The sequence below is a fragment of the Streptomyces sp. NBC_00009 genome, assembly GCF_045040855.1.
GTDB lineage: Bacteria > Actinomycetota > Actinomycetes > Streptomycetales > Streptomycetaceae > Streptomyces > Streptomyces aureus.
The window spans coordinates 5372375-5394463 of record NZ_CP108312.1 but is presented as its reverse complement, the minus strand read 5'-3'; the positions used below and the strand labels follow the sequence as shown (position 1 = coordinate 5394463).

At 70.6% G+C, this 22089-nt stretch carries 21 protein-coding genes; 11 read left to right on the top strand and 10 right to left on the bottom strand.

Going from position 1 to position 22089, the window contains the following annotated elements; genetic code table 11:
* Positions 1-143 precede the first annotated feature (143 nt).
* The 4 genes from OHA58_RS24295 to OHA58_RS24280 are packed head-to-tail and all read left to right on the top strand — an operon-like array spanning position 144 to position 3265.
* Positions 144-1100, top strand: a complete 957-nt coding sequence (locus tag OHA58_RS24295) for a metal ABC transporter substrate-binding protein (protein ID WP_405481352.1) — start codon at positions 144-146, stop codon at positions 1098-1100.
* A 17-nt stretch (positions 1101-1117) separates the two neighbouring features.
* Complete coding sequence (locus tag OHA58_RS24290) at positions 1118-1900, top strand: metal ABC transporter ATP-binding protein (RefSeq protein WP_405481350.1); 783 nt, start codon at positions 1118-1120, stop codon at positions 1898-1900.
* Between the two features lies 1 nt (position 1901).
* Complete coding sequence (locus OHA58_RS24285; RefSeq protein WP_405481348.1) at positions 1902-2798, top strand: metal ABC transporter permease; 897 nt, start codon at positions 1902-1904, stop codon at positions 2796-2798.
* A 17-nt stretch (positions 2799-2815) separates the two neighbouring features.
* The gene (locus OHA58_RS24280; RefSeq protein WP_405485140.1) at positions 2816-3265 is read left to right on the top strand and encodes a Fur family transcriptional regulator; all 450 of its coding nucleotides are present in this window, start codon (positions 2816-2818) and stop codon (positions 3263-3265) included.
* A gap of 124 nt (positions 3266-3389) precedes the next feature.
* On the opposite strand, the gene OHA58_RS24275 is transcribed toward OHA58_RS24280, so the two are convergent.
* The 5 genes from OHA58_RS24275 to OHA58_RS24255 all read right to left on the bottom strand — a co-directional run bounded on the left by OHA58_RS24275 (position 3390) and on the right by OHA58_RS24255 (position 6571).
* Positions 3390-4223: an isoprenyl transferase gene (locus OHA58_RS24275; protein ID WP_405481347.1), complete on the bottom strand. Its 834-nt coding sequence runs from the start codon at positions 4221-4223 to the stop codon at positions 3390-3392.
* Positions 4224-4246: 23 nt separating this feature from the next.
* Positions 4247-4996, bottom strand: coding sequence for a DNA repair protein RecO (recO, locus tag OHA58_RS24270; protein WP_405481346.1), 750 nt, complete (start codon positions 4994-4996; stop codon positions 4247-4249).
* Complete coding sequence (locus OHA58_RS24265; RefSeq protein ID WP_405481345.1) at positions 4993-5148, bottom strand: hypothetical protein; 156 nt, start codon at positions 5146-5148, stop codon at positions 4993-4995. Before OHA58_RS24265 ends, recO begins: the two co-directional genes overlap by 4 nt.
* A gap of 58 nt (positions 5149-5206) precedes the next feature.
* Positions 5207-5422 (bottom strand): hypothetical protein, encoded by a 216-nt coding sequence (locus OHA58_RS24260; protein WP_389532941.1) that lies wholly within the window; start codon positions 5420-5422, stop codon positions 5207-5209.
* Between the two features lie 405 nt (positions 5423-5827).
* Positions 5828-6571 (bottom strand): FadR/GntR family transcriptional regulator, encoded by a 744-nt coding sequence (locus tag OHA58_RS24255; RefSeq protein ID WP_405481343.1) that lies wholly within the window; start codon positions 6569-6571, stop codon positions 5828-5830.
* 194 nt (positions 6572-6765) lie between these two features.
* Between OHA58_RS24255 and OHA58_RS24250 the strand changes: the two genes are divergently transcribed.
* From OHA58_RS24250 to OHA58_RS24230, 5 genes are all read left to right on the top strand, one after another.
* Positions 6766-8388 (top strand): ABC transporter substrate-binding protein, encoded by a 1623-nt coding sequence (locus tag OHA58_RS24250; RefSeq protein ID WP_405481342.1) that lies wholly within the window; start codon positions 6766-6768, stop codon positions 8386-8388.
* A 30-nt stretch (positions 8389-8418) separates the two neighbouring features.
* The gene (locus OHA58_RS24245; RefSeq protein ID WP_405485138.1) at positions 8419-9378 is read left to right on the top strand and encodes an ABC transporter permease; all 960 of its coding nucleotides are present in this window, start codon (positions 8419-8421) and stop codon (positions 9376-9378) included.
* 75 nt (positions 9379-9453) lie between these two features.
* Complete coding sequence (locus OHA58_RS24240; RefSeq protein ID WP_405481341.1) at positions 9454-11445, top strand: dipeptide/oligopeptide/nickel ABC transporter permease/ATP-binding protein; 1992 nt, start codon at positions 9454-9456, stop codon at positions 11443-11445.
* The gene (locus OHA58_RS24235; RefSeq protein WP_405481339.1) at positions 11442-12446 is read left to right on the top strand and encodes an oligopeptide/dipeptide ABC transporter ATP-binding protein; all 1005 of its coding nucleotides are present in this window, start codon (positions 11442-11444) and stop codon (positions 12444-12446) included. Before OHA58_RS24240 ends, OHA58_RS24235 begins: the two co-directional genes overlap by 4 nt.
* On the top strand, positions 12443-13378 hold the full coding sequence (locus OHA58_RS24230; protein WP_405481337.1) for a dihydrodipicolinate synthase family protein: 936 nt from the start codon (positions 12443-12445) through the stop codon (positions 13376-13378). Before OHA58_RS24235 ends, OHA58_RS24230 begins: the two co-directional genes overlap by 4 nt.
* A 136-nt stretch (positions 13379-13514) precedes the next feature.
* Here the strand turns inward: OHA58_RS24230 and OHA58_RS24225 are convergent, their stop codons facing one another.
* From OHA58_RS24225 to leuA, 5 genes are all read right to left on the bottom strand, one after another.
* On the bottom strand, positions 13515-14195 hold the full coding sequence (locus tag OHA58_RS24225) for a response regulator transcription factor (protein WP_326713087.1): 681 nt from the start codon (positions 14193-14195) through the stop codon (positions 13515-13517).
* Positions 14192-15418: a sensor histidine kinase gene (locus OHA58_RS24220; protein WP_405481335.1), complete on the bottom strand. Its 1227-nt coding sequence runs from the start codon at positions 15416-15418 to the stop codon at positions 14192-14194. Before OHA58_RS24220 ends, OHA58_RS24225 begins: the two co-directional genes overlap by 4 nt.
* Positions 15419-15495: 77 nt before the next feature.
* Positions 15496-17586, bottom strand: a complete 2091-nt coding sequence (locus OHA58_RS24215) for an MMPL family transporter (RefSeq protein WP_405481333.1) — start codon at positions 17584-17586, stop codon at positions 15496-15498.
* A 177-nt stretch (positions 17587-17763) separates the two neighbouring features.
* Positions 17764-18435 carry a TerB family tellurite resistance protein gene (locus OHA58_RS24210; RefSeq protein ID WP_405481332.1) on the bottom strand — a complete coding sequence of 224 codons (672 nt, stop codon included), beginning with the start codon at positions 18433-18435 and terminating at the stop codon, positions 17764-17766.
* Between the two features lie 226 nt (positions 18436-18661).
* On the bottom strand, positions 18662-20380 hold the full coding sequence (gene leuA, locus OHA58_RS24205) for a 2-isopropylmalate synthase (RefSeq protein ID WP_405481331.1): 1719 nt from the start codon (positions 20378-20380) through the stop codon (positions 18662-18664).
* Between the two features lie 292 nt (positions 20381-20672).
* Here leuA and OHA58_RS24200 point away from each other — a divergent pair, with 292 nt between their 5' ends.
* On the top strand, positions 20673-21746 hold the full coding sequence (locus OHA58_RS24200) for a M4 family metallopeptidase (RefSeq protein ID WP_405481329.1): 1074 nt from the start codon (positions 20673-20675) through the stop codon (positions 21744-21746).
* A gap of 67 nt (positions 21747-21813) precedes the next feature.
* Entirely contained in the window at positions 21814-22080 is a 267-nt protein-coding gene (locus OHA58_RS24195) for a protealysin inhibitor emfourin (RefSeq protein WP_405481327.1), read from the top strand.
* Positions 22081-22089 lie beyond the last annotated feature (9 nt).

Sequence of the window (22089 nt, the reverse complement as noted above, 5' to 3'; positions counted from 1 at the left end):
TGCTTCAGGTTACCGGCGGCGTGGGGCTCCGGATCAAATCGGTTGGGGGTCCGGAGCCCGGGCTGGGGTGGGATGCCCGTTTCGGTGTGATCGCGGCGACAGCTTGTTGACAATCGTTTCCAGATTTGTTGAAAATGAGTGTCATGAACGTACGACGCCTCATACCCACCGCCGCTGTCGCCTCCGCCACCGTGCTCGGCATCACGGCCCTGTCAGCCTGCTCCGCCTCCTCGGGTGACAGCAGGAACAGCGACGGCAAGCTCGCGGTGGTGGCGTCGTTCTATCCGATGCAGTACCTCGCGGAGCAGATCGGCGGGGACCACGTCGCCGTCACCAATCTGACCAAGCCCGGCCAGGAGCCGCACGACCTGGAGATCAGCGCCAAGCAGACCGCGCAGCTCCAGGACGCGGGTGTCGCCCTCTATCTCAAGGGCCTCCAGCCGGCCGTCGACGACGCGATACAGCAGTCCGGGATCAAGACCAAGGTCGATGCCGCCTCCCTGACGCATCTGGAGAAGCACGGCACCGAGGTCGGCGGGCACGCCGAGGAGCACGACCACGAGCACGGCGGCGAGGGCGGCCGGGATCCGCACATCTGGCTGGACCCGGTGAAGTACGCCGAGGTCGCCGAGGGTGTGGGCAAGGCCTTCGAGAAGGCCGACCCGGATCACGCGGCGGCGTACAAGAAGAACACCGCGGCGCTGGTCGGCAAGCTCGACGGGCTGAACACGCGGTTCGAGGACGGGCTGAAGAACACCGATTCGAAGGTGTTCATCACGACCCACGCGGCCTTCGGCTATCTCGCCGAGCGGTACGGGCTCACCGAGGAGGCCATCAGCGGTCTCGACCCGGAGAGCGAGCCCAGCGCGGCGCGTGTGAAGGACCTCCAGAACATGGCGAAGGCCGACGGAGCGACCACGGTCTTCTACGAGACCCTCGTCAGCGACAGGACGGCGAAGACCGTCGCGGGCGACGCGGGCCTCAAGACCGATGTGCTCGACCCGCTCGAGGGCATCACCGACAAGTCCAAGGGCGACGACTACATCCAGGTCATGGAGTCGAACCTGAAGGCCCTGCAGACGGCGCTCGGCGCCAAGTGACCACGGAGGACAGCGGCATGGACGCATCGGTGAAGGCCGGCGAGCCCGTCATAGCCCTGCGCAGCGTGACGGCCGAGCTCGGCTCGCGTCCCGTGCTGCGCGGCATCGACCTGACCGTGCGCCGCGGTGAGGTCGTGGCCCTGCTCGGCGCCAACGGTTCGGGCAAGTCGACGGCCGTGCGCACCGTGATCGGCCAGGTGCCCGTCAGCGGCGGCGAGGTCGAGATCTTCGGTACGCCGCGTCGGCGGTTCCGGGACTGGGCGCGGGTCGGTTACGTGCCGCAGCGGACGACCGCCGCGGGCGGGGTGCCGGCCACGGTCACCGAGGTCGTGTCCTCGGGGCGGCTGTCGCGGGCGCGCTTCGGTCTGCTGCGCAAGGCGGACCGTGAGGCGGTGCGCCGGGCGCTGGACCTGGTCGGGATGGCCGACCGTGCCAAGGACTCGGTGGACGCGCTCTCCGGCGGCCAGCACCAGCGCGTCCTCATCGCGCGCGCCCTGGCCTGCGAGCCCGAGCTGCTGATCATGGACGAGCCGATGGCGGGCGTCGACCTGGCGAGCCAGGAGATCCTCGCGAAGACGCTGCGGGCGCAGGTCGAGGCCGGCGCGTCCGTGCTGCTCGTCCTGCATGAGCTGGGCCCGCTGGAGCCGCTGATCGACCGTGCGGTCGTGCTGCGCGACGGCTGCGTCCTGCACGACGGGCCGCCCCCGGAGGCGGTCGGCCAGCACGCGCTGCCGGGCCACGACCACGTCCACCCGCACACCTCGGATCTCACCCCCGTACGCACAGGACTGCTGAGCTGACATGGAATTCCTCGACTCCGCCTTCATGCAGCGGGCCCTGCTCGCCGCGGTCCTGGTGGGCATCACCGCCCCCGCGATCGGCATCTATCTCGTCCAGCGCCGGCAGGCCCTGATGGGTGACGGCATCGGCCATGTCGCGATGACGGGCGTCGGCCTCGGCTTCCTGCTGTCCACGTCGCCCGTGTGGATGGCGATGGCCGTCTCCGTGGTCGGCGTGGTGATCATGGAGCTGATCCGCTGGTACGGGAAGACGCGCGGCGACATCGCGCTCGCGATGCTCTTCTACGGGGGTATGGCGGGCGGCGTGATGCTGATCAACCTCGCCCCGGGCGGTTCCACGGCGAACCTGCAGAGTTATCTCTTCGGCTCGCTGTCGACGGTCTCGCAGAGCGACCTCGTGTCGATCTGCGTCCTCGCCGGATTCGTCGCCGTGGTCACGATCGGTCTGCGCCGGCAGCTGTTCGCGATCAGCCAGGACGAGGAGTTCGCCCGGGTCACCGGCTTGCCGGTGCGCGTCCTGAACCTGCTCGTCGCGGTGACCGCGGCGGCGACCGTCACCGTCGCGATGCGCGTCGTGGGTCTGCTCCTGGTGTCCGCGCTGATGGTGGTCCCGGTGGCAGCGGCGCAGCAGCTGACGCGGAGCTTCGCGGCGACGTTCGCGATCGCCGTCGCCATCGGCGTCACCACTACGCTGGGCGGCACCATCACCAACTACTACGTCGAGATCCCGCCCGGCGCGACGATCGTGCTGCTGACCATCGCGGCGTTCATCGTCTTCAGCCTGATCGCCACTCCGCTGGCCAGGCGCAGGGCGCGGGCGGCGGCGAGCGCGGCCGGTGACCCGGCGGAGTGCGCGATTCCAGGCCGGATCCCCGGTCAGGCCGGGGCCGAGGTCTGACCCGGGCACCGTGCGGCCTGGCACAATGGGCCGCCGGCAGTAAATCCGAGGAGGCAACAGTGGGAGCCCCGGTTCGAGGCAGGTCGACCCGCCAGCGTGCGGCCGTGGCGGCGGCGCTCGACGAGGTGGACGAGTTCCGCAGTGCCCAGGAGCTCCACGACGTCCTCAAGCACAAGGGTGACTCGGTGGGTCTGACGACCGTCTACCGCACCCTGCAGTCCCTCGCCGACGCGGGCGAGGTCGATGTACTGCGCACGTCGGACGGCGAGGCGGTGTACCGGCGGTGCTCGTCCGGTGAGCACCACCATCACCTGGTGTGCCGGGTGTGCGGCAAGGCCGTCGAGGTCGAGGGGCCGGCCGTGGAGAAGTGGGCCGAGGCGATCGCCGCGGAGCACGGGTACGTGAATGTGGCGCACACGGTGGAGATCTTTGGTACTTGCGCGGAGTGCGCTGCCACTTCTGACTGAGCCCTGTCGCGGGCTGCGCCCGCGTCCCGTGGTCGTCTGCCTGGTCGGGCTGTTTCGCGGTCTACAGACCCCGGTCCGTCCTCGCGCAGTTCCCCGCGCCCCTTCGGGGGCGCGGGGCCTTGGGCTACTTGCCGCTGTTCTCCAGTTGCTGGAGGACCTCGTTCGGGGTGGCGCCGCCGAAGCGGCGGTCTCGGGAGGCGTATTCGACGCAGGCGCGCCACAGGTCGCGGCGGTCGAAGTCGGGCCACAGGACGTCCTGGAAGACCATTTCGGCGTAAGCGCTCTGCCACAGCAGGTAGTTGGAGGTGCGCTGCTCGCCGCTGGGGCGCAGGAACAGGTCGACGTCCGGCATGTCCGGGTAGTAGAGGTACTTCGCGAAGGTCTTCTCGCTGACCTTCGACGGGTCGAGGCGGCCCGCCTTCACGTCCTCGGCGATGGCCTGCGCGGCGTCGGCGATCTCGGCGCGGCCGCCGTAGTTCATGCAGAAGTAGAGGGTCAGCTTGTCGTTGCCCTTGGTCTGCTCCTGGGAGATCTCCAGCTCATGGGCGACCGATTTCCACAGCTTGGGCATGCGGCCCACCCAGCGCACCCGTACGCCCAGCTCGTCGAGCTGGTCGCGGGTCTTGCGGATGAAGTCGCGGTTGAAGTTCATGAGGAAGCGGACCTCGTCGGGTGAGCGCTTCCAGTTCTCCGTGGAGAAGGCATAGAGCGAGATCGCTCCGACGCCCATCTCGATCGCGCCCTGGAGGACGTCCATGACCCGCTCGGCGCCGACCTTGTGGCCCTCTGTGCGCGGCAGCCCGCGCTCCTTCGCCCACCGGCCGTTGCCGTCCATCACGATGGCGACGTGCTCCGGCACCAGCTCGCCGGGGATCTTCGGCGGCCGCGCGCCCGTCGGGTGCGGTTCGGGCGTCTTGTACTCACGGCGGGACCGTCCGAGGATTCCGCGACGTGCCATGTGGGCTCTCCCCTAGCTCAGTTCTAGCTTTTCTCTACGTAACGCAGGGAGCGCAGTCCGCGCTCCAGGTGCCAGTGCAGATACGCCGACACCAGTCCACTGCCCTCTCTCACGTAGCGTGCCTCGCACGCGTCCGCCGTCTCCCAGTCGCCGGTCAGCAGCGCACCGAGGAGGACGAGGGCCTGCGGTGAGGGTACGACGCTGCCCGGTACCCGGCAGTCGACGCAAACCGAGCCGCCCGCGCCGACGGAGAAGAAGCGGTTGGGGCCCGGGAGGCCGCACTTGGCGCAGTCGCCGAAACTCGGGGCGTAGCCGTTCACGGCGAGGGAGCGCAGCAGGAAGGCGTCGAGGACGAGGTGGGGTTCGTGCTCGCCTCTGGAGAGGGTCCGCAGTCCGCCCACCAGGAGCAGGTACTGCTGGACGGCCGGCTCGCCCTCGTGGTCGGTGAAGCGCTCGGCGGTCTCCAGCATGGCGGTGCCGGCAGTGTAGCGGGCGTAGTCGCTGACGATACCGCCGCCGTAGGGGGCGATGGTCTCGCTCTGGGTGCACAGGGGCAGCCCGCGCCCGATCAGCTCGCTGCCCCGCGCGAAGAACTGCACGTCGACGTGGGAGAAGGGTTCGAGCCGGGCGCCGAACTTGGACTTGGTGCGCCGCACACCGCGCGCCACGGCGCGCACGCGCCCGTGATTGCGGGTGAGCAGCGTGATGATGCGGTCCGCTTCACCCAGCTTCTGGGTGCGCAGCACGATGCCGTCGTCGCGGAACAGGCTCATCGCACGCCCCCGCGGGGTTCCGGCCGGGGGTACGGCCCGCGGCGCAGCCGCACATGGGCGCAGTGCCCCCCGGGAGAAAACAGCATGATGCGGTCCGCTTCACCCAGCTTCTGGGTGCGCAGCACGATGCCGTCATCGCGGAACAGGCTCATGGGCCCATTCTCGCTTACGCCGCAGGGGTGGAGTCGGGGGACCTGTGAAGGGGTGGGGTCAGGGGACCTCGCCGCGGCTCCTGGCGTTCGCATAGGCGGTTGCCGCCCGCAGCCGCTCGGAGGTCGTCGCCACCCGCAGCGTGTCCGGGGCGCAGTCCCATTCGCGGCCGCCTCCGAAGGGCCGGAGCTGAACGTACGGACCCTCGTGCCCCATGACCCGGCCCACCTGTCCGGTGCTGATGTCGACGGCGTAAGAACCGATTGGCGGCTTCATCGGCGTTGGCTCCTGTCCATACGGTCCGTGCGTTTCCCGGCGGGCGGCGGCGTCAACCGAAACAACGGCCCCATTCCACGAGCAGACACGGGACGTGGCGCTGAATCGTCAGCGGGGTGACGCGAGAGGCAATTCCCGACCTCCGCTGCGGGTATTCGCCCAGCTCTTCCCGCGCCCGGGACCACGTGCCCGAACCGCCGTTCCGCCCACGTCAGGTGGCTCCCCGCCGCCGTCGAATTTCACGCTTCCCGCACCGGCGGGTACGCGTGCCAATTAGAGTGGGAAGGACCTCTGGGCTCTATGTAACGAGGGCGAATTCGAACACCCCATTCGGAACGGGGGATGCTCGATGCTGTTTGAATCCGGGGGAATGCGCGCGCGTAACTCCACAGAAATCCAGCGCGCTCACTCGACGCCTCTCGTCTCCTGTTCCGCGCGCGCCTCGATGCCCCGGAAGTGATGCGCCATGGCCCGCTGCGCGCCGGCCGCGTCCTGGGCGCGCAGGGCCGTGACGATGTCGCGGTGGCGGCTGACGGTGACGTCGGGGTCGGGGTCGCTGGACCAGGAGCGCGCGCCGGCGACGCGGTCGAAGACGTTCCAGAACGCGCCGAGGAGCTGCGGGATCAGCTCGTTGCCCAGCGAGCGGTAGAGGGTTTCGTGGAAGTCCCTGTCGAGGTCGGCGAAGGGTTCGTCGACCTGGCCCGCGGCGGCCATCTTCCGGACGATGTCGTCGAGCCGGTCGAGGATCTCGGGCGGGAGCGGGGCCGCGGCGACCCTGCGGATCAGGCCTTCCTCGAGGATCTCGCGGACCTGGAGGATCTCGGCGAGGGCGTGCGCGTCGGAGGCGGGCCGCAGCAGGGTGCGGAAGGTGAGGCCGTCGGCGAGCGGGGTGAGGGAGGCCTGGCCGACGTAGGTGCCGTAGCCGTGTCTGATCTCGACGATGTCGAGTGCCTGGAGGGCTTTGAGGGACTCGCGTACGGAGTTTCTGCTGACGCCGAGCGACTCCATCAACTCGGCTTCGGTGGGCAGCAGTTCGCCGGGCCGCAGCCCTGCGTCCAGGATGAGCTGTGTGACCGCGCGCTGTACCTGCTGGCTGACGCGGCGGTGCCGTATCGCCGGGTTCCTGGGCTCCTCAGACATGCGCCGCATCGTAGGCGCAGCAGACGTCCCACGTCCCATGTCGGGACCAAACTTCTTCCCGCCCGGCGCCCGGAGCTCTCCGGGCTTCCCTCCGGGCTTCTCTGCGCGATCTCTTGACCGGCCCTCGCGGCGCTCTTATGGTCACGTCGCTACCAAGACGTAGGACGTTGGATCTCCCGCGCATCTCCCTCTCTGGAGGCACCATGAGCGACCACGAGCCGACCGGCCGCCGATCCTTCCTCAAGTACACAGGCGCCCTCGGCGCGGCCGCTGCCATCTCCACCTCCCTGTCGGCCTGTTCGTCCGGGCCGAAGTCCACCAACGACACGGGCGGCGGCAAGGGCGACGGATCCTCACTGACCGCCGTCATCGGGTACGGCAACGACGGAAGCTGGGACCCGACGCAGACCGCGTCGGCCTTCGCCATGGCCGGCAACCAGCACATCTACGAGGGCCTCCTCGACACCGACCCGATCACGCGCGAGCCGTACGCGGCGCTCGCCACGAAGGTGCCGACGGACGCCGAACTGGCCACCACCTCCTGGAAGTTCACCCTGCGCGAGGGTGCCAAGTGGCACGACGGGAAGCCCGTCACGGCGGACGACGTGGTGTTCGTCTTCGACCGGATCCTCGACCCGGGCACGCAGTCGCTCGCCAAGGGCTTCTTCGAGAGCTGGCTCAAGGAGGTCAGGAAGACGGGTGACAACTCCGTCGAGCTCGTCCTCAAGTTCCCGTTCCCGGACGGCGCCGCGCGGCTGACCCTCGCCAAGATCATGCCGAAGCACGTGTTCTCGAAGCCGGGCGCGTGGGACGACGCGACCAAGGGCAAGGCGGTGGGCTCGGGCCCGTACAAGCAGACCTCGCACCAGCCGAAGACGAACACCACCTTCGAGGCGTTCGCGGACTACAACGGGCCGCGCAAGGCGTCGTTCAAGAAGATGAACTGGCTGACCATCGTGGACGCCGCACCCCGCGTCGCGAAGATCTCCGGTGCCAGCGCGGACGCGCAGATCGCGGACAACATCCCGTACGCCAACATCGCGCAGCTGAAGAAGGGCGGCCTCACCGTCGAGGGCGGGGCCGGGATGAACAACCTCTTCCTGATGTTCAACACCGCGCACAAGCCGTTCGACGACGTGCGGGTGCGTCAGGCCCTGCACTACGCCATCGACAGGCAGAAGATGATCGAGGTGGCGCTCAAGGGGTACGGGAAGGGCGCGAGTTCGTTCCTGAACGAGGGCAACCCCGACCACCGGCCGGCGAAGACGGTGTACGAGTACGACCCCGAGAAGGCGAAGAAGCTCCTCAAGGACGCCGGGGTCAGCGGGCTCTCGGTCTCCCTGATGTCCGTCAACGTGTCGTGGATCATGGACTGTCTGCCGACGATCAAGGCGTCGTGGGACGCGATCGGCGTGAAGACCACGCTCGACCCGCAGGAGACCACGGCCGTCTTCACGAAGATGGACCAGAAGAAGGACTACCAGATCGTGGCGGCCGCCTCGAACCCCAACCAGTTCGGGCTCGACGCCGACCTGATCATGCATTACAACTACGGCCCGTCGAACCTGTGGATGGGCTACGCGCGCTGGGCGGGCAGCTCCGACGCCAAGAACCTCTTCAAGCTGATGGACCAGGCCACACGCGAGCCGGATCCGGCGAAGAAGAAGACGATGATCCAGGAGTACATCGACATCGTCGCCGAGCAGGCCGTGCTCTACCCGGTCGTGCACAACGAGCTGATGACGGCCTGGGACCCGAAGAAGATCACCGGTGTGCAGGCGCAGCCCTATCCCGGGATCAACGTGCTCAAGGCCAAGCCCGCGTAACGCGGCTTTCTCGCAAGGGAGTTCGTGCCCGTGGTCGTGATCGCCAGAATTCTGGGCCGCCGCCTGGTCCTGCTCGTGCCGTTGCTGCTCGGCATCGTCCTGTTCGTGTTTCTCGTGATGCGGTTCTCGGACAGCGATCCGGCGTCGGCGTTCTTCCAGGGCGCCAATCCGACGCCGCAGCAGCTGCACGACTTCCGGGAGCGCAACGGGCTGCTCGATCCGCTGCCCGTGCGGTACTTCCACTTCGTGGGCGATCTCGTCCGGGGCGACATGGGCGTCAGCGCCCTGACCCGGCAGCCGGTGGTCGACCAGGTGACCACCGCGCTGCCGCTGACGCTGCAACTGACGTTCCTCGGCCTCGCGGTCGCGGTCGTCGTGTCCCTGGTGCTCGGTGTCACGGCGGCCATCCACCGCGACCGGCTCCTCGACCAGATCATCCGCGTCGTGTCGCTGACGGGCGTGGCGGCGCCCGGGTTCTGGCTGGCGCTGCTGATGATCCAGTATCTGGCGGTCGGGCAGGGCTGGTTCCCGACCGGCGGCTACATCAACCCGGCGGACTCCTTCACCGGCTGGCTCAAGTGCATGACGCTCCCGGCGCTCTCGCTGTCCCTGCCGGTCGCGGCGCAGCTGACGCGCATCGTGCGTACGGCGGTGGTCGAGGAGCTGGACAAGGACTACGTCCGTACGGCGATCGGCAGCGGTCTTCCGCCGGTCGTCGTGGTGGGGCGCAACGTGCTGCGCAACGCCCTGATCAATCCGCTGACCGTGCTCGGACTGAGGGTCGGCTATCTGCTGGGCGGGGCGGTCGTCACGGAGACGATCTTCTCCCTGCCGGGGATGGGGAAGCTGATGATCGACGCGGTGAAGAACGGTGACCCGGCGGTCGTCCAGGGGGTCGTCCTGACGACGGCCGTCGGGTTCGTCGTCGTCAACCTCGCCATCGACATCCTGTATCTGATGGTCAACCCGCGGCTCAGGGGGGCGTCGTGACTGCGTCGCTCTGCCGGTTTCACGCCTCGGGGCTCCGCCCCGGACCCCGCTCCTCAAACGCCGGAGGGGCTGAAAATGCTGACCCCAACCCGTAAAACCCTCGCCGAGGCGCTGTCCCGCCCCGGTGTCCGGCTGCGCTCCCTGCGCCGGCTGCCCGTCCTGTCCCGGATCGCGGTCGCCGTCGTCGCGGTCGTCGTCCTCATGGCGCTGTTCGCGCCGCTGCTCGCACCGCACGACCCGCTCGACCAGCAGTCGCAGACCGACGGCACCGGGCACCCGTCGGGCAGTCATTGGATGGGCCAGGACAGCCTGGGCCGCGACATCCTCAGCCGGCTGATGTACGGGGCGCGCTGGTCGCTGGCCATCGGGCTCGGCGCGACGCTGCTCGCGCTGGTGGTGGGCGCGGCGCTCGGCGCGATCGCGGCGACGTCGCGCAAGGCGGTCGACGAGACGCTGATGCGCTGTCTCGACGTCGTGATGGCGTTCCCCGGGATCGCTCTCGCGGCGGTCCTCGTCGCCGTGTTCGGCGGCGGCATCCCCGTACTGATCTGCGCGATCGCGTTCCTGTTCACTCCGCCCGTCGCCCGTGTCGTACGGGCCAACGTGCTCGACCAGTACGGCGAGGACTATGTGACGGCCGAGCGGGTCATCGGGGCGCGCACGCCGCACATCGTGCTGCGGCACGTGGCGGTCAACTGCGCGGCGCCGGTCCTGGTGTTCTGCACGGTGCAGGTCGCGGAGGCCATCGTCTTCGAGGCGTCGCTGTCGTTCATCGGGGCGGGGGTCCGGCCGCCCGACCCGTCGTGGGGCAGTGTCATCGCGGACGGCAAGAACATGGTCCTCATCGGCGGCTGGTGGGCGACCGTCTTCCCCGGCCTGCTGATGCTGCTCACGGTGCTCGCGCTCAACATCCTGTCCGAGGGTGTGTCCGACGCGTGGGCCGCGCCCGCCGCGCGTGACGTGTCCGGCGCGGAGGCGGACCGCCTCGAAGCGCCGAAGCCCGGCAGCGGCAAGGTTCTCGAACTGCCCGGCCTCACCGAGGCCGCCGCCCGGCTGAGGTCCCGCGCCCGGCCCCTGCCCGAGGGCGACCCCGTCCTCCAGGTCACCGATCTCGCGATCGGCTTCGACGCGCGGCACGGCGGCGTGGACATCGTCGACGGCATCACGTTCGACGTACGCCCCGGTGAAGTGCTCGGCCTGGTCGGCGAGTCGGGGTGCGGCAAGTCGCTGACCGCGCTGACCGTGATGGGGCTCGAACCCAAGGGCGCGCGGATCCGCGGCCGGGTCACCTTCGACGGCCAGGAGCTGATCGGCCGCGCGATGGGCGCCAGGCGCCGGCTCCTCGGCCACGACATGGCGATGATCTACCAGGACGCCCTGTCGTCCCTGAACCCGGCGATGACCGTGCGCTCCCAGCTCAAGCAGGTCGTCCGCCGCGGTGGCCGGCGCACCCCGGCCGAGCTGCTCTCCCTCGTCGGCCTCGACCCCGAGCGCACCCTGCGCAGCTATCCGCACGAGCTGTCGGGCGGCCAGCGCCAGCGCGTCCTGATCGCGATGGCCCTGTCGCGCAGCCCGAAGCTGATCGTCGCCGACGAGCCGACGACCGCGCTCGACGTGACCGTGCAGGCGCAGGTCATCGAGCTGCTGCTGCGGCTGCGCGAGGAGCTGGGCTTCGCGCTGATCCTCGTCTCGCACGACCTGGCGCTCGTCGCCGACGTCACGGACCGGGTGGTCGTGATGTACGGCGGGCAGATCGTGGAGACGGGCGTGACGGCGGACCTCGTCGAGGCGCCCACCCACCACTACACGCGCGGGCTGCTCGGCTCGGTCCTGTCGCTGGAGACGGCGGCGGACCGGCTGACGCAGATCAGGGGCGTCGTGCCGTCGCCGGCCGACTTCCCGGCGGGCTGCCGGTTCGCCGACCGGTGCCCGATGGCGAGCGAGGTGTGCCGGACGACGGCGCCCGACCTGCTCGGCGGCCGGCGGCACGCGTCGGCCTGTCACCATCCGGCGGTGGTCCCGCCGCCCACGGTTCCGGCTCCCCGGGGAAGCGAGGCTCTCAAGTGACGGATCCCGTGGTCGAGTTGAAGGATGCCCACGTGGTGCACCGGGCCCGCTCCGGCGGCCTGTTCGCCCGTGACCGGGTGTACGCCCTCACCGGCGCCGACCTGTCCGTGGCGCCCGGCGAGACGGTCGGCGTGGTCGGCGAGTCGGGCTGCGGCAAGTCGACGCTCGCCAAGGTCCTCGTGGGGGTGCAGCGCCCGACGTCCGGCACGGTCGTCGTGGACGGCCACGACCTGTGGACCATGAAGCCGGGCGAGCGGCGCGCCACCGTCGGCGAGGGCGTCGGCATGATCTTCCAGGATCCGTCGACGGCCCTGAACCGGCGTCTGACCGTCCGCCAGATCCTGCGCGACCCCCTCGACGTCCACCGCCGTGGCACACCGGCCGCGCGGGAGGACCGCGTACGGGAGCTGATGTCCCTGGTCGGGCTGCCGGGCGCGCTCGCCGGGGCGCTGCCCGGGCAGTTGTCGGGCGGGCAGCGCCAGCGCGTGGCGATCGCCCGCGCGCTCGCCCTCGAACCCGCGCTGGTCGTGGCGGACGAGCCGACGAGCGCGCTCGACGTGTCGGTGCGGGCGCAGATCCTGAATCTGCTGCTCGACCTGAAGGAACGCCTCGGTCTCGCCCTCGTGTTCGTCTCGCACGACATCCAGACGGTGCGGCGCATGAGCGACCGTGTGATCACGATGTATCTGGGCCGGATCGTGGAGGAGTCGCCGTCGCACGACGTGCTCGACCGGGCCAGGCACCCGTACACCCGCGCGCTGTTCTCGGCGACACCCGGGCTGCTCGACCCGATCGACCCGATCCCGCTGGTCGGCCCGGTACCGTCGGCGACGCGTCCGCCGAGCGGCTGCCCGTTCCGTACGCGGTGCTGGAAGGCCGACGCGGTGTGCGCGGAGGCGATGCCGGAGTTCGAGCCGGGCGGTGAGGGGCACCGGTTCCGCTGTCACCATCCCGTGCGCGAGGGCCAGTCCACGCACGAACTCGTCCAGGAGGTTTCATGACCCTGCCGTCCCCGCTGTCCGGAGTCGTCCCGCCCGTCTGCACTCCCCTGACCCCGGACAACGAGGTGGACGTCGCATCCCTCGTACGCCTTGTCGACCACCTCGTCGCGGGGGGTGTCGACGGGCTCTTCGTGCTCGGCTCCTCCAGCGAGGCGGCCTTCCTGCCCGACCGGCACCGCAAGGTGGTCGTCGACACCGTCGTGGGTCATGTCGCAGGTCAGCTGCCCGTCCTGGCCGGGGCGATCGACATGGCGACCCTGCGCGTCCTCGACCACGCCCGTACGGCGGCGGAGGCCGGCGCGGACGGGATCGTCGCCACGGCGCCCTTCTACACGCGCACCCACCCGGCCGAGATCGCCCGCCACTTCCGGCTCCTGGCCCAGCGGTGCGGGCTGCCCGTCTTCGCCTACGACCTGCCGGTGTCGGTGCACTCCAAGCTGGGCGCCGACCTCGTCCTCGACCTGGCCGCCGACGGGACGCTCGCCGGCCTCAAGGACTCCAGCGGTGACGAGGGCGCGTTCCGCGAGGTCGTCGTCGGCGCGCGCTCCCGCGCCGACATCACGGGGTTCAGCGTCCTGACCGGGTCCGAGCTGACCGTGGACTCGGCGCTCGCGATGGGCGCGGACGGGGTGGTGCCGGGCCTCGGGAACGTCGATCCGGCCGGATACGCGCGGCTGTACGCGTACTGCCGGGCCGGTGACCGGGAGCGGGCGCGGGTCGAGCAGGAGCGGCTGTGTGCGCTGTTCCGGATGGTGCGGGTGGGGGATCCGGCGCGGATGGGCGGGAGTTCGTCCGCGCTCGGGGCCTTCAAGGCGGCGCTTCATCTGCGGGGGGTGATCGACTGTCCGGTGACGGCTGCTCCGCAGGTTCCGTTGTCGGTGGGGGAGGTTGAGCGGGTGGGGAAGTTTTTGGCGGGGGCCGGGTTGCTGTAGGGGCCTTCTTCTCCCCCAGCCCGCCCCTTCCCGAAGTTCTGGGGCTCTGCCCCAGGCCCCGCTCCTCAAACTCCCCCAGACTCCGTCCGGGGGGACCCCCAGGGGCTGAATTGGGGCGGCCGGTCTGCTGTGAAAGTCAGGCGCCCCCCGGTTCGATCAGGCCCGACTCGTACGCCACGATCACCAGTTGGGCCCTGTCGCGCGCGCCCAGCTTGCCCATGATGCGGCTCACGTGCGTCTTCGCCGTGAGGGGGCTGAGGCCTAGGACCTCGGCGGCCTCCGTGTTGGTGAGGCCGCGCGCCACGAGGGTCAGGACCTGGCGCTCGCGGTCGGTGAGCGCGGCGAGGCCGGGCGGGACGGGCCCGGGTTCGGCCGGGGCGCGCAGGACGCGGGCGATCAGGCGGGCCGTGGGGCCGGGCGACAGCAGGGACTCGCCGGCGGCCACGGTGCGGATGGCGTCGAGGAGTTCGGCCGGCTTGGTGTCCTTGACGAGGAACCCGGACGCGCCCGCCCGCAGCGCCTCGACGACGTGTTCGTCGGTGTCGTACGTCGTCAGCATCAGGACCTTGACGCCCGCGAGGTCCTCGTCGGCGGCGAGCAGGCGGGTCGCCTCGATGCCGTCGAGGTCGGGCATGCGGATGTCCATGACGATCAGGTCGGCACGGCGCGTGCGGGCCTGTTCCACGGCCTCGCGGCCGGTACCGGCCTGGCCGACGACCTCCATGTCGGGCGCGGACTCGACGAGCATCGCGAACGCGGCCCGTACGAGGGTCTGGTCGTCGGCGAGGAGTACGCGCACGGGCTGGGCCCCGGTCACTGTGCCACCCCGGTCGGCAGGACCGCCGCGACTTCGAATCCGCCCTGGGCGCGCGGCCCGGCGTCGAGCGTGCCGCCCACGCTGCGGGCCCGCTCGCGCATGCCGAGCAGGCCGAAGCCCGCGGGCCGGTCGGGCTCGGGCGAGGACGAGGACGAGGACGAGGATGGGGACGAGGGCAGTGGTGTGCCGTCGTCGGCGACGCGCAGGTGGAGGGCGTCGCCCCGGCTGCGGATGCCGACGCGGACGGTGAGTCCGGGGCCGCCGTGCCGGACGGCGTTCGTGAGTGCTTCCTGGACGATGCGGTAGGCCGCGGCGCCCACGGCGGGCGGCGCCTCCACGTTCTCGACGGACAGGTCGACGGTGGCTCCGGCGGTGCGGGCGGCCTCGGCGAGGTCGGGCAGCCCGTCGAGCCCGGGGAGCGGGCCGCGGCTGTCGTCGGGGCCGGCGCGCAGCACTTCGAGGGTGGCGCGCAGTTCGCCGCGGGCGGTGCGGCAGGTCTCGGCGATGTCGTCGAGCGCCTTGGCGACGGCGGCGCGGTCCAAGCGGTCCGGGTCGGCGTGCAGGACGTGGGCGGCCACCGATGTCTGGACGCCGACGAGGGTGATGCTGTGGGCGAGCAGGTCGTGCAGGTCGCGGGCGACGCGCAGCCGCTCCTCCGCGACCCGGCGCCGCGCCTCCTCCTCGCGGGTGCGTTCGGCCCGCTCGGCGCGCTCCACGACCGAGGCGACGTACTGGCGGTGGACGCGGACGATGACGCCGACCAGCAGGAACGCGACGATCCAGCCGGAGATCCGCAGCGCCTCCTTGCCCTCGGTCATGCCCTCGCCGAACTTGACGCCGAGCATGATGCCGAGGACGCCGGCGCCGAGGAACAGGGTGCGCAGGGGGCGTCCTGTCGCGGCGATCGTGTAGAGGGCGGTCATGGAGACGACCATCGGCGCCGTGTGGTTGTAGTCGAGCGCGTGGTACGGCGCTACGCAGACGACGAGGCCGAGGAACGCCCGCACCGGCGCCCGCCGCCTGAACGCCGACGGGACGTGCGCGGCCATGAGCATCGCCCAGCCGAGCGCGTCGGGGTGACGGCCGTTGCCGCTCGTCGTCAGGGCGATCACGACGGCGGCGACCGCCGCGGCGGCGGCCAGGAGTGTGTCCTCACGCAGGGTCCGGGCGGCGCTGACGTCGCGCCGGCCGAGGCCCGGGACCAGGATGTGTTTGACGTCCACCGGTTCATCTTCCGTCAGGAGGGCGCGGAGGACGCCCCTCCGGGGAGAGAGGGGCGCCGTATGGTCCGCGGGGGCGGTCAGGGTGTGGGCGCGAGGGTGCGCTCCGGTTCCTCCGCCGGTGGCTGGGGCTGCGGCTTCCTGGACAGCGGCCCGGGCCACCACACCGTACGGCCGAGGGCCATGCTCGCCGACGTCACCAGGTACGTACGGACGAGGAACGTGTCCAGGAGCACGCCGACCGCGATGACGAAGCCCATCTCGACGAGCGACACCAGCGGCATGTTGGTGAGGACCGAGAAGGTCGCGGCGAGGACGAGTCCCGCCGAGGCGATCACCCCTCCCGTGGTGCGCAGCGCGGTCAGCGCGGCGGCTCCGGGTTCGGCGCCCGCGAGGGACTCCTCGCGCATGCGGTGCATCAGGAAGATGCCGTAGTCGACGCCGAGGGCGACGAGGAACACGAAGGTCAGCAGGCCGAGTCCGGGGTCGGTGCCCTGGAAGCCGAACAGCGGCCCGAAGACGAGTCCGGCGATGCCGAGCGAGGCGCCCCACACGGCGACGACCGCACCGAGCAGGATCAGCGGCGCCACGAGGCTGCGCAGCAGCACGACGAGGATCAGCAGGACGGCGGCCAGGACGATCGGCACGACGACCTTGCGGTCACGGGAGTTGGTGTCCTTCAGGTCGAGCTGCTGGGCGCTCTGTCCGCCGACGTACGAGCCCTTGCCGTCGAGCCGGTCGCGCAGGGTCTCGATGGTGGTGGTCTCGCCCGTGGACTGGGGCGGGGCGGAGGCGGTGACGGAGATCTCCGTCCAGCCGTGACCGCTGCGCACGCGCTCGGCGGCGGCGACCCCGGGCACGTCGCGCGCGGTGGCGAGCGTCTCGGCGGCGCGGCCCGTCGGGGTGATCACGCTGATGGGCTGGGTGCCGCGCTCGGGGTAGGCGGCGGCGAGGGTCTGCATCGCGACGACGGAGTCCGGCTTGTCGGTGAAGGTGTCCTCCTGCTTGAGGCTGCCGGGCAGGCTGAACACGCCGAGCGCGAGCGCCCCGAGGAGCAGGGCGCCGGAGGCGAGGACGGTCAGCGGCCTGCGCCCGGCCGAGCTGCCCATCGCCGCGAACAGGGACCTGCGGGCCTTGGGCGTGGAGCCGTACGCCGGGACGAGCGGCCAGAACACGCGCCTTCCGAGCAGGACGAGGACGGCGGGCAGCAGCGTCAGCATGGCGACGAGCGCGCACAGGACGCCCACGGCGCCGAGCGGTCCCATGCCGCGGCTGCTGTTGAGGTCGGCGGCGAGCAGGCAGAACAGGCCGACGGCGACGGTCCCCGACGAGGCGAGGACGGCGGGCCCGCAGCCGCGCAGGGCGGCCCGCATCGCGTCGTAGGGCCGCTCGATGCGGCGCAGTTCCTCGCGGTAGCGGGAGACGAGGAGCAGCGCGTAGTCGGTGCCCGCGCCGAAGACGAGGATCGTCATCACGCCGGAGCTCTGGCCGCTGACGGTGGTGCCGAACGCCTGGTGGAGCCCGTAGGCGACGCCCATCGACAGGAAGTCGGCGATGCCCGCGACGACGAGCGGCACGAGCCACAGGAAGGGGCTGCGGTAGATGAGGATGAGCAGGATCGCGACGACGGCGACGGTCGTGTAGAGCAGGGGGCCGTCGAGCGAGCCGTAGACCTCGCTCGCGTCGGTGGCGAGCGCTCCTGCTCCGCCGGTGTCGACGCTCAGGCCGCCGGTGTCGTGGGCGATGTCGCGCACGTCGTTGACGAAGGCGTCGCGGGCCTTCTCGTCGTGTCCCGGGGTGGTGCTGGCGACCGGGTACATGAGGGTGGCGCCGTCGCGGGACGGTACGCCCTTCGGGACTGCGGTGAGGTCGAAGGTCCGGTCGACGCGGGCGACCTGGGCGGCTGCCGTGGTGCGGTCGGCGGCGGTGAGTCCGCCGTCGCGGTGGTAGACGAGGACGAGTTCGGTGCTCTCGCCGCCCGGCAGTTCGTCCTGGATCTTCGCCACCTGCGTGGAGTCGGCGCTCGCCGGCAGATAGTCGACGGCCCGGTCGTGCTGGACGTCGCTCAGCTTGCCGGCGAAGGGCCCGGCGATCGCGAGCACGACGATCCACAGGCCGAGCAGCGTCCAGGGCACGGCTGCCCGGCGCCTCTTTGTCGGTACGCCCCCCATCGGTGGGCCTCCCTCGCATCACGGTGTCCGGTGTCGCCGTCCGGTCGGACAGGACGTCTCCAGACTCCCGTCGGGGAGGCCTCGGTTCGTCGGGCGTGAGGGCGAGGTGCGGGGTACTGCCGGGGGTGCGTGCGGCGGCTCGTTACTCCCTGGGGAGTACGGGCCCGCCGTACGGCGTCACGACGGGGTGCGGGCCGCTTCCAGGAGCTGGGACACCTCGTCGGTGCACATGGTGAGGGCGGCGCCCGCGGTGCTGAGTACGTCGCGTTCGGCGGGCGTGTAGGGCCCGTCGGCGAGCGCGATTCTGGCGCCCTGGAGGAGGATCGACTCGCGTCCGGCGGGGGCGAGGTGCGGGGCGAGCGGGTCGAGGGCCTCGTGGAGTTCGATGGCGAGTCCGGCGCCGGGCCCGCAGTGTTCGGGGACGCGGCCCGCGTCGGTGAGCAACGCCTCGACGAGCGCGGCGAGTTGGACGTCCGTGCAGTCGTCGAATCCGGCGCCGCGCAGCGTCGCGACGGCGGTCTCGAGGGCCGTACGGGAGGAGACTCCGCCCGCGGAGAGGACCGCGAGGACGACGGTGTGGACGGCGTCGCGGAGCATCGCGGAGAAGCGGTGCGTGGTGGGGTGGTCGAGGACGTCGACGGCGAACCGGTCCTCGCAGGCGGCGCATTCGACGACGGGGCCGGTGGCGCCGCGCGGGACGAGCGGGATGCCGAGGAGCACGAAGCGGCGACGGCCCGTGCGGCGGCGGTAGTTGCGGTCACCGCCGCAGCCGGGACAGAAGAACTCCCCGTCGCCGACGGTGGTCCATGCGGTGCGGACGCCGATGAGACGCGACAGGGGACGCGCCACTGGAAGCGATGCTTGACCAGCAAGCCCGTTACGGTCGGTTCGTCCCCAAATCGGCAGCACGTCGCACACCTCCGTCGACCCCCAGGCCACATCGCCTGGTTGGGCGTGATGTTAGCCACATTGTTGATACGGCGTCATCACCTTGTACGGGACCGTGGCCGGTATACGACGCGGCCCCGCCCGCCACGAGGGCGGACGGGGCCGGTGAAGGTGCCGGTGACCTGGGTCAGCGTGCGGAGCGGTTGACCGCGGAGACCACGGCCTTCAGCGACGCGCGTGTCGTATTCGCGTCGATGCCGATGCCCCACAGAACCTTGTCGCCGATCGCGCACTCGATGTACGAGGCGGCCTGCGCGGAGGCGCCCTCGCTCATCGTGTGCTCCTGGTAGTCCAGCAGGCGGGCGTCGATGCCGACGGCCTGCAGGGCGTCGAAGAACGCCGAGATCGGGCCGTTGCCCGTACCGGTCAGGACGGTGGCCTCGCCGTCGACGTCGGCCGAGACGGTCAGGGTGTCGACGCCGTCCGTGTCGGTCGTGGTCTGGCCGGTCCTGACCTGGATGCGGCCCCAGGGGTTCTCGGCGTTGGGCAGGTACTCGTCCTGGAAGATCGCCCAGATGTCGCTCGGGGTGACCTCGCCGCCCTCGGCGTCGGTCTTCGCCTGGATGATCTTCGAGAACTCGATCTGCATGCGGCGCGGCAGGTCCAGCTTGTGGTCGTTCTTCAGGACGTACGCGATACCGCCCTTGCCGGACTGCGAGTTGACGCGGATGACGGCCTCGTAGGAGCGGCCGACGTCCTTCGGGTCGATGGGCAGGTACGGGACCGCCCACTCGATGTCGTCGACGGACTTGCCGGCGGCCTCGGCCCGCGCGTCCATCGCCTCGAAGCCCTTCTTGATGGCGTCCTGGTGGGAGCCGGAGAAGGACGTGTAGACCAGGTCGCCCGCGTAGGGGTGGCGCGGGTGGACCTCCATCTGGTTGCAGTACTCGGCGGTGCGGCGGATCTCGTCGATGTCGGAGAAGTCGATCTGCGGGTCGACACCCTGCGAGAACAGGTTCATGCCCAGCGTGACCAGGTCGACGTTGCCGGTGCGCTCACCCTGGCCGAACAGGCAGCCCTCGATGCGGTCGGCGCCGGCCATCAGGGCCAGCTCGGCGGCGGCGACGGCCGTGCCGCGGTCGTTGTGCGGGTGCACGGACAGGCAGACGTACTCGCGGTTCGACAGGTTGCGGTGCATCCACTCGAAGCGGTCCGCGTGCGTGGACGGCGTCGAACGCTCCACCGTGGCGGGCAGGTTGAGGATGATCTCGCGACCGGGACCCGGCTTGTAGACCTCCATGACCGCCTCGCAGACCTCCAGCGCGAAGTCCAGCTCGGTGTCGGTGAAGATCTCGGGGCTGTACTGGTAGCCGAAGGTCGTCTCGGGGCCGAGGATCTTCTCCGCGTAGTCCATGACGTGCTGCGTGCCGTCGATGGCGATCTGCTTGATCTGCTCCTTGGAGCCGCGGAAGACGATCTCGCGGAAGGTCGGCGCCGTCGCGTTGTACAGGTGCACCGTCGCGCGCTTGGCGCCCTTCAGGGACTGGACCGTGCGCTCGATGAGCTCCTCGCGCGCCTGCGTCAGCACGGAGATCGTCACGTCGTCCGGGATCGCGCCTTCTTCGATGATCGACCGTACGAACGCGAAGTCGGTCTCGCCGGAGGCGGGGAAGCCGACCTCGATCTCCTTGTAGCCCATGCGGACCAGGAGGTCGAACATCTCGCGCTTGCGTGCCGGGGACATCGGGTCGATCAGCGCCTGGTTGCCGTCGCGCAGGTCGGTGGAGAGCCAGCGGGGGGCGGCGGTGACGCGCTTGCCGGGCCATGTGCGGTCGGGGATGTCGACCTGCTCGTACTGTCCGTACTTGTGGACCGGCATGGAAGTGGGGCGCTGGAAGTTCGGCATGTGCGGGGGCTCCTCGGGTGTGTCCGGAAGGACGGCCGACGGTCTAAGCGCAACACCGAACTCCGCGGGGAGGGGGTCGGCCTCGACTACAGGCCCTCGCCGCGGCAGCTAAGGAGAAGCAGCCCGTAACGCATGATGCGTCGCAGCCTAGCCCAGCTGTGGGAGGGACGCGGGTGTGTATCAGTATGCGGGATCGGCGTCAGGTAACGGGCAAGAGGTGATCAATACCTCTATTTCGTTAATCCTGGCTGCGGGTAGTGACAGTGAGGTCACGCAGTGCCACATTGCCGCCATGACTGCGAACCGTACGGGCTTCGAGCCCGTCTTCTGCACCATCGTGCCGCCCCACATCCTCGACAAGGCCGCCCGGTCCGGCGACCCAGCGCTCTCGGCACCGGCCCGCCGCACTCTGGAACGCGACGCCCTGGAGCGCACGCGCCGCCGCCTGACCACCGTGATCGGCGCGCCCTCGGTGGCCGCGCCCGCGGACGCCGTCGAGCACAAGCCGCACCGCACGGTCTTCGACGCGGGCCACCGCACCGAGCTGCCGGGCACGAAGGTCCGCGGCGAGGGCGACGAGCCCGGCAAGGACGCGACCGTCAACCGCGCGTACGCGGGCCTCGGCGCGACCTTCGAGCTGTACCTGGAGAAGTTCGCCCGCGACTCCATCGACGGCAGCGGTCTGCCGCTGACCGCGTCCGTGCACTTCGACAACGAGTACAACAACGCGTTCTGGAACGGCGAGCAGATGGTGTTCGGCGACGGGGACGGCGAGATCTTCCTCGACTTCACCATCGCGGTCGACGTGATCGGCCACGAGCTGACGCACGGCGTCACCCAGTACACGGCGAACCTCACCTACTTCGGGCAGCCGGGCGCCCTGAACGAGTCGGTCTCGGACGTCTTCGGCTCCCTGATCAAGCAGTACTCGCTCGGCCAGAGCGCCGCCGACGCCGACTGGCTGATCGGCGCGGGCCTCCTCGCGCCGCGCGTCACGGGCAAGGCGCTGCGCTCCATGAAGGCGCCCGGCACGGCGTACGACGACGACGTGCTCGGCAAGGACCCGCAGCCCGCCGACATGGACCACTTCGTGCGGACGAGCAGCGACAACGGCGGCGTGCACATCAACTCCGGCATCCCGAACCACGCCTTCTACCTGCTGGCCGTGGCGCTCGGCGGCAACGCGTGGGAGCGGGCCGGGCAGATCTGGTACGACGTCCTGACCGGCGGCGAGCTGGCGCAGGACGCGTCCTTCGCGGACTTCGCGAAGCTGACGGTGAAGGCGGCGCGCACCCGCTTCAAGGACGGCGAGGAGCTGGAATCCGTCCAGAAGGCCTGGTCGCAGGTCGGCGTGCCGACGGAGTAGGGCCGGCTCACAGGGCTCGGCGGCCGCCCGACTGGGCAGCGGGCGGCCGCTGGAGTAGACAGGTCTCATGCGTATTCAGGTCATCCGTACGGGAGGGTTCGCCGGGATCGAGCGGCGGGCCGAGGTGGACACCGCGGGCCGTGCCGACGCCCACGAGTGGCACGCCCTGGCCGAGCAGGCGCTGGCCGCGGGCCGGGGCACGCCGCCGGTGGGGGTGCCGGACGGGTTCAGCTACACGATCACGGTGGACGGGAAGACCGTGTACTGCGCGGACCCGCGGCTCACGGACGAGCAGCGGGGGCTGATCTCGCGGGTCCTGAAGGAAGGGGCGTAGCCGCCTTTC

What these genes read in the sequence shown, in the direction of transcription:
- OHA58_RS24295 (WP_405481352.1), top strand. Translation starts at nt 144, where the DNA reads ATGAACGTACGACGCCTCATACCCACCGCCGCTGTCGCCTCCGCCACC.
- OHA58_RS24290 (WP_405481350.1), top strand. Translation starts at nt 1,118, where the DNA reads ATGGACGCATCGGTGAAGGCCGGCGAGCCCGTCATAGCCCTGCGCAGC.
- OHA58_RS24285 (WP_405481348.1), top strand. Translation starts at nt 1,902, where the DNA reads ATGGAATTCCTCGACTCCGCCTTCATGCAGCGGGCCCTGCTCGCCGCG.
- OHA58_RS24275 (WP_405481347.1), bottom strand. Translation starts at nt 4,223, where the DNA reads ATGGCACGTCGCGGAATCCTCGGACGGTCCCGCCGTGAGTACAAGACG.
- recO (WP_405481346.1), bottom strand. Translation starts at nt 4,996, where the DNA reads ATGAGCCTGTTCCGCGACGACGGCATCGTGCTGCGCACCCAGAAGCTG.
- OHA58_RS24265 (WP_405481345.1), bottom strand. Translation starts at nt 5,148, where the DNA reads ATGAGCCTGTTCCGCGATGACGGCATCGTGCTGCGCACCCAGAAGCTG.
- OHA58_RS24260 (WP_389532941.1), bottom strand. Translation starts at nt 5,422, where the DNA reads ATGAAGCCGCCAATCGGTTCTTACGCCGTCGACATCAGCACCGGACAG.
- OHA58_RS24255 (WP_405481343.1), bottom strand. Translation starts at nt 6,571, where the DNA reads ATGCGGCGCATGTCTGAGGAGCCCAGGAACCCGGCGATACGGCACCGC.
- OHA58_RS24250 (WP_405481342.1), top strand. Translation starts at nt 6,766, where the DNA reads ATGAGCGACCACGAGCCGACCGGCCGCCGATCCTTCCTCAAGTACACA.
- OHA58_RS24240 (WP_405481341.1), top strand. Translation starts at nt 9,454, where the DNA reads ATGCTGACCCCAACCCGTAAAACCCTCGCCGAGGCGCTGTCCCGCCCC.
- OHA58_RS24230 (WP_405481337.1), top strand. Translation starts at nt 12,443, where the DNA reads ATGACCCTGCCGTCCCCGCTGTCCGGAGTCGTCCCGCCCGTCTGCACT.
- OHA58_RS24215 (WP_405481333.1), bottom strand. Translation starts at nt 17,586, where the DNA reads ATGGGGGGCGTACCGACAAAGAGGCGCCGGGCAGCCGTGCCCTGGACG.
- leuA (WP_405481331.1), bottom strand. Translation starts at nt 20,380, where the DNA reads ATGCCGAACTTCCAGCGCCCCACTTCCATGCCGGTCCACAAGTACGGA.
- OHA58_RS24200 (WP_405481329.1), top strand. Translation starts at nt 20,673, where the DNA reads ATGACTGCGAACCGTACGGGCTTCGAGCCCGTCTTCTGCACCATCGTG.
- OHA58_RS24195 (WP_405481327.1), top strand. Translation starts at nt 21,814, where the DNA reads ATGCGTATTCAGGTCATCCGTACGGGAGGGTTCGCCGGGATCGAGCGG.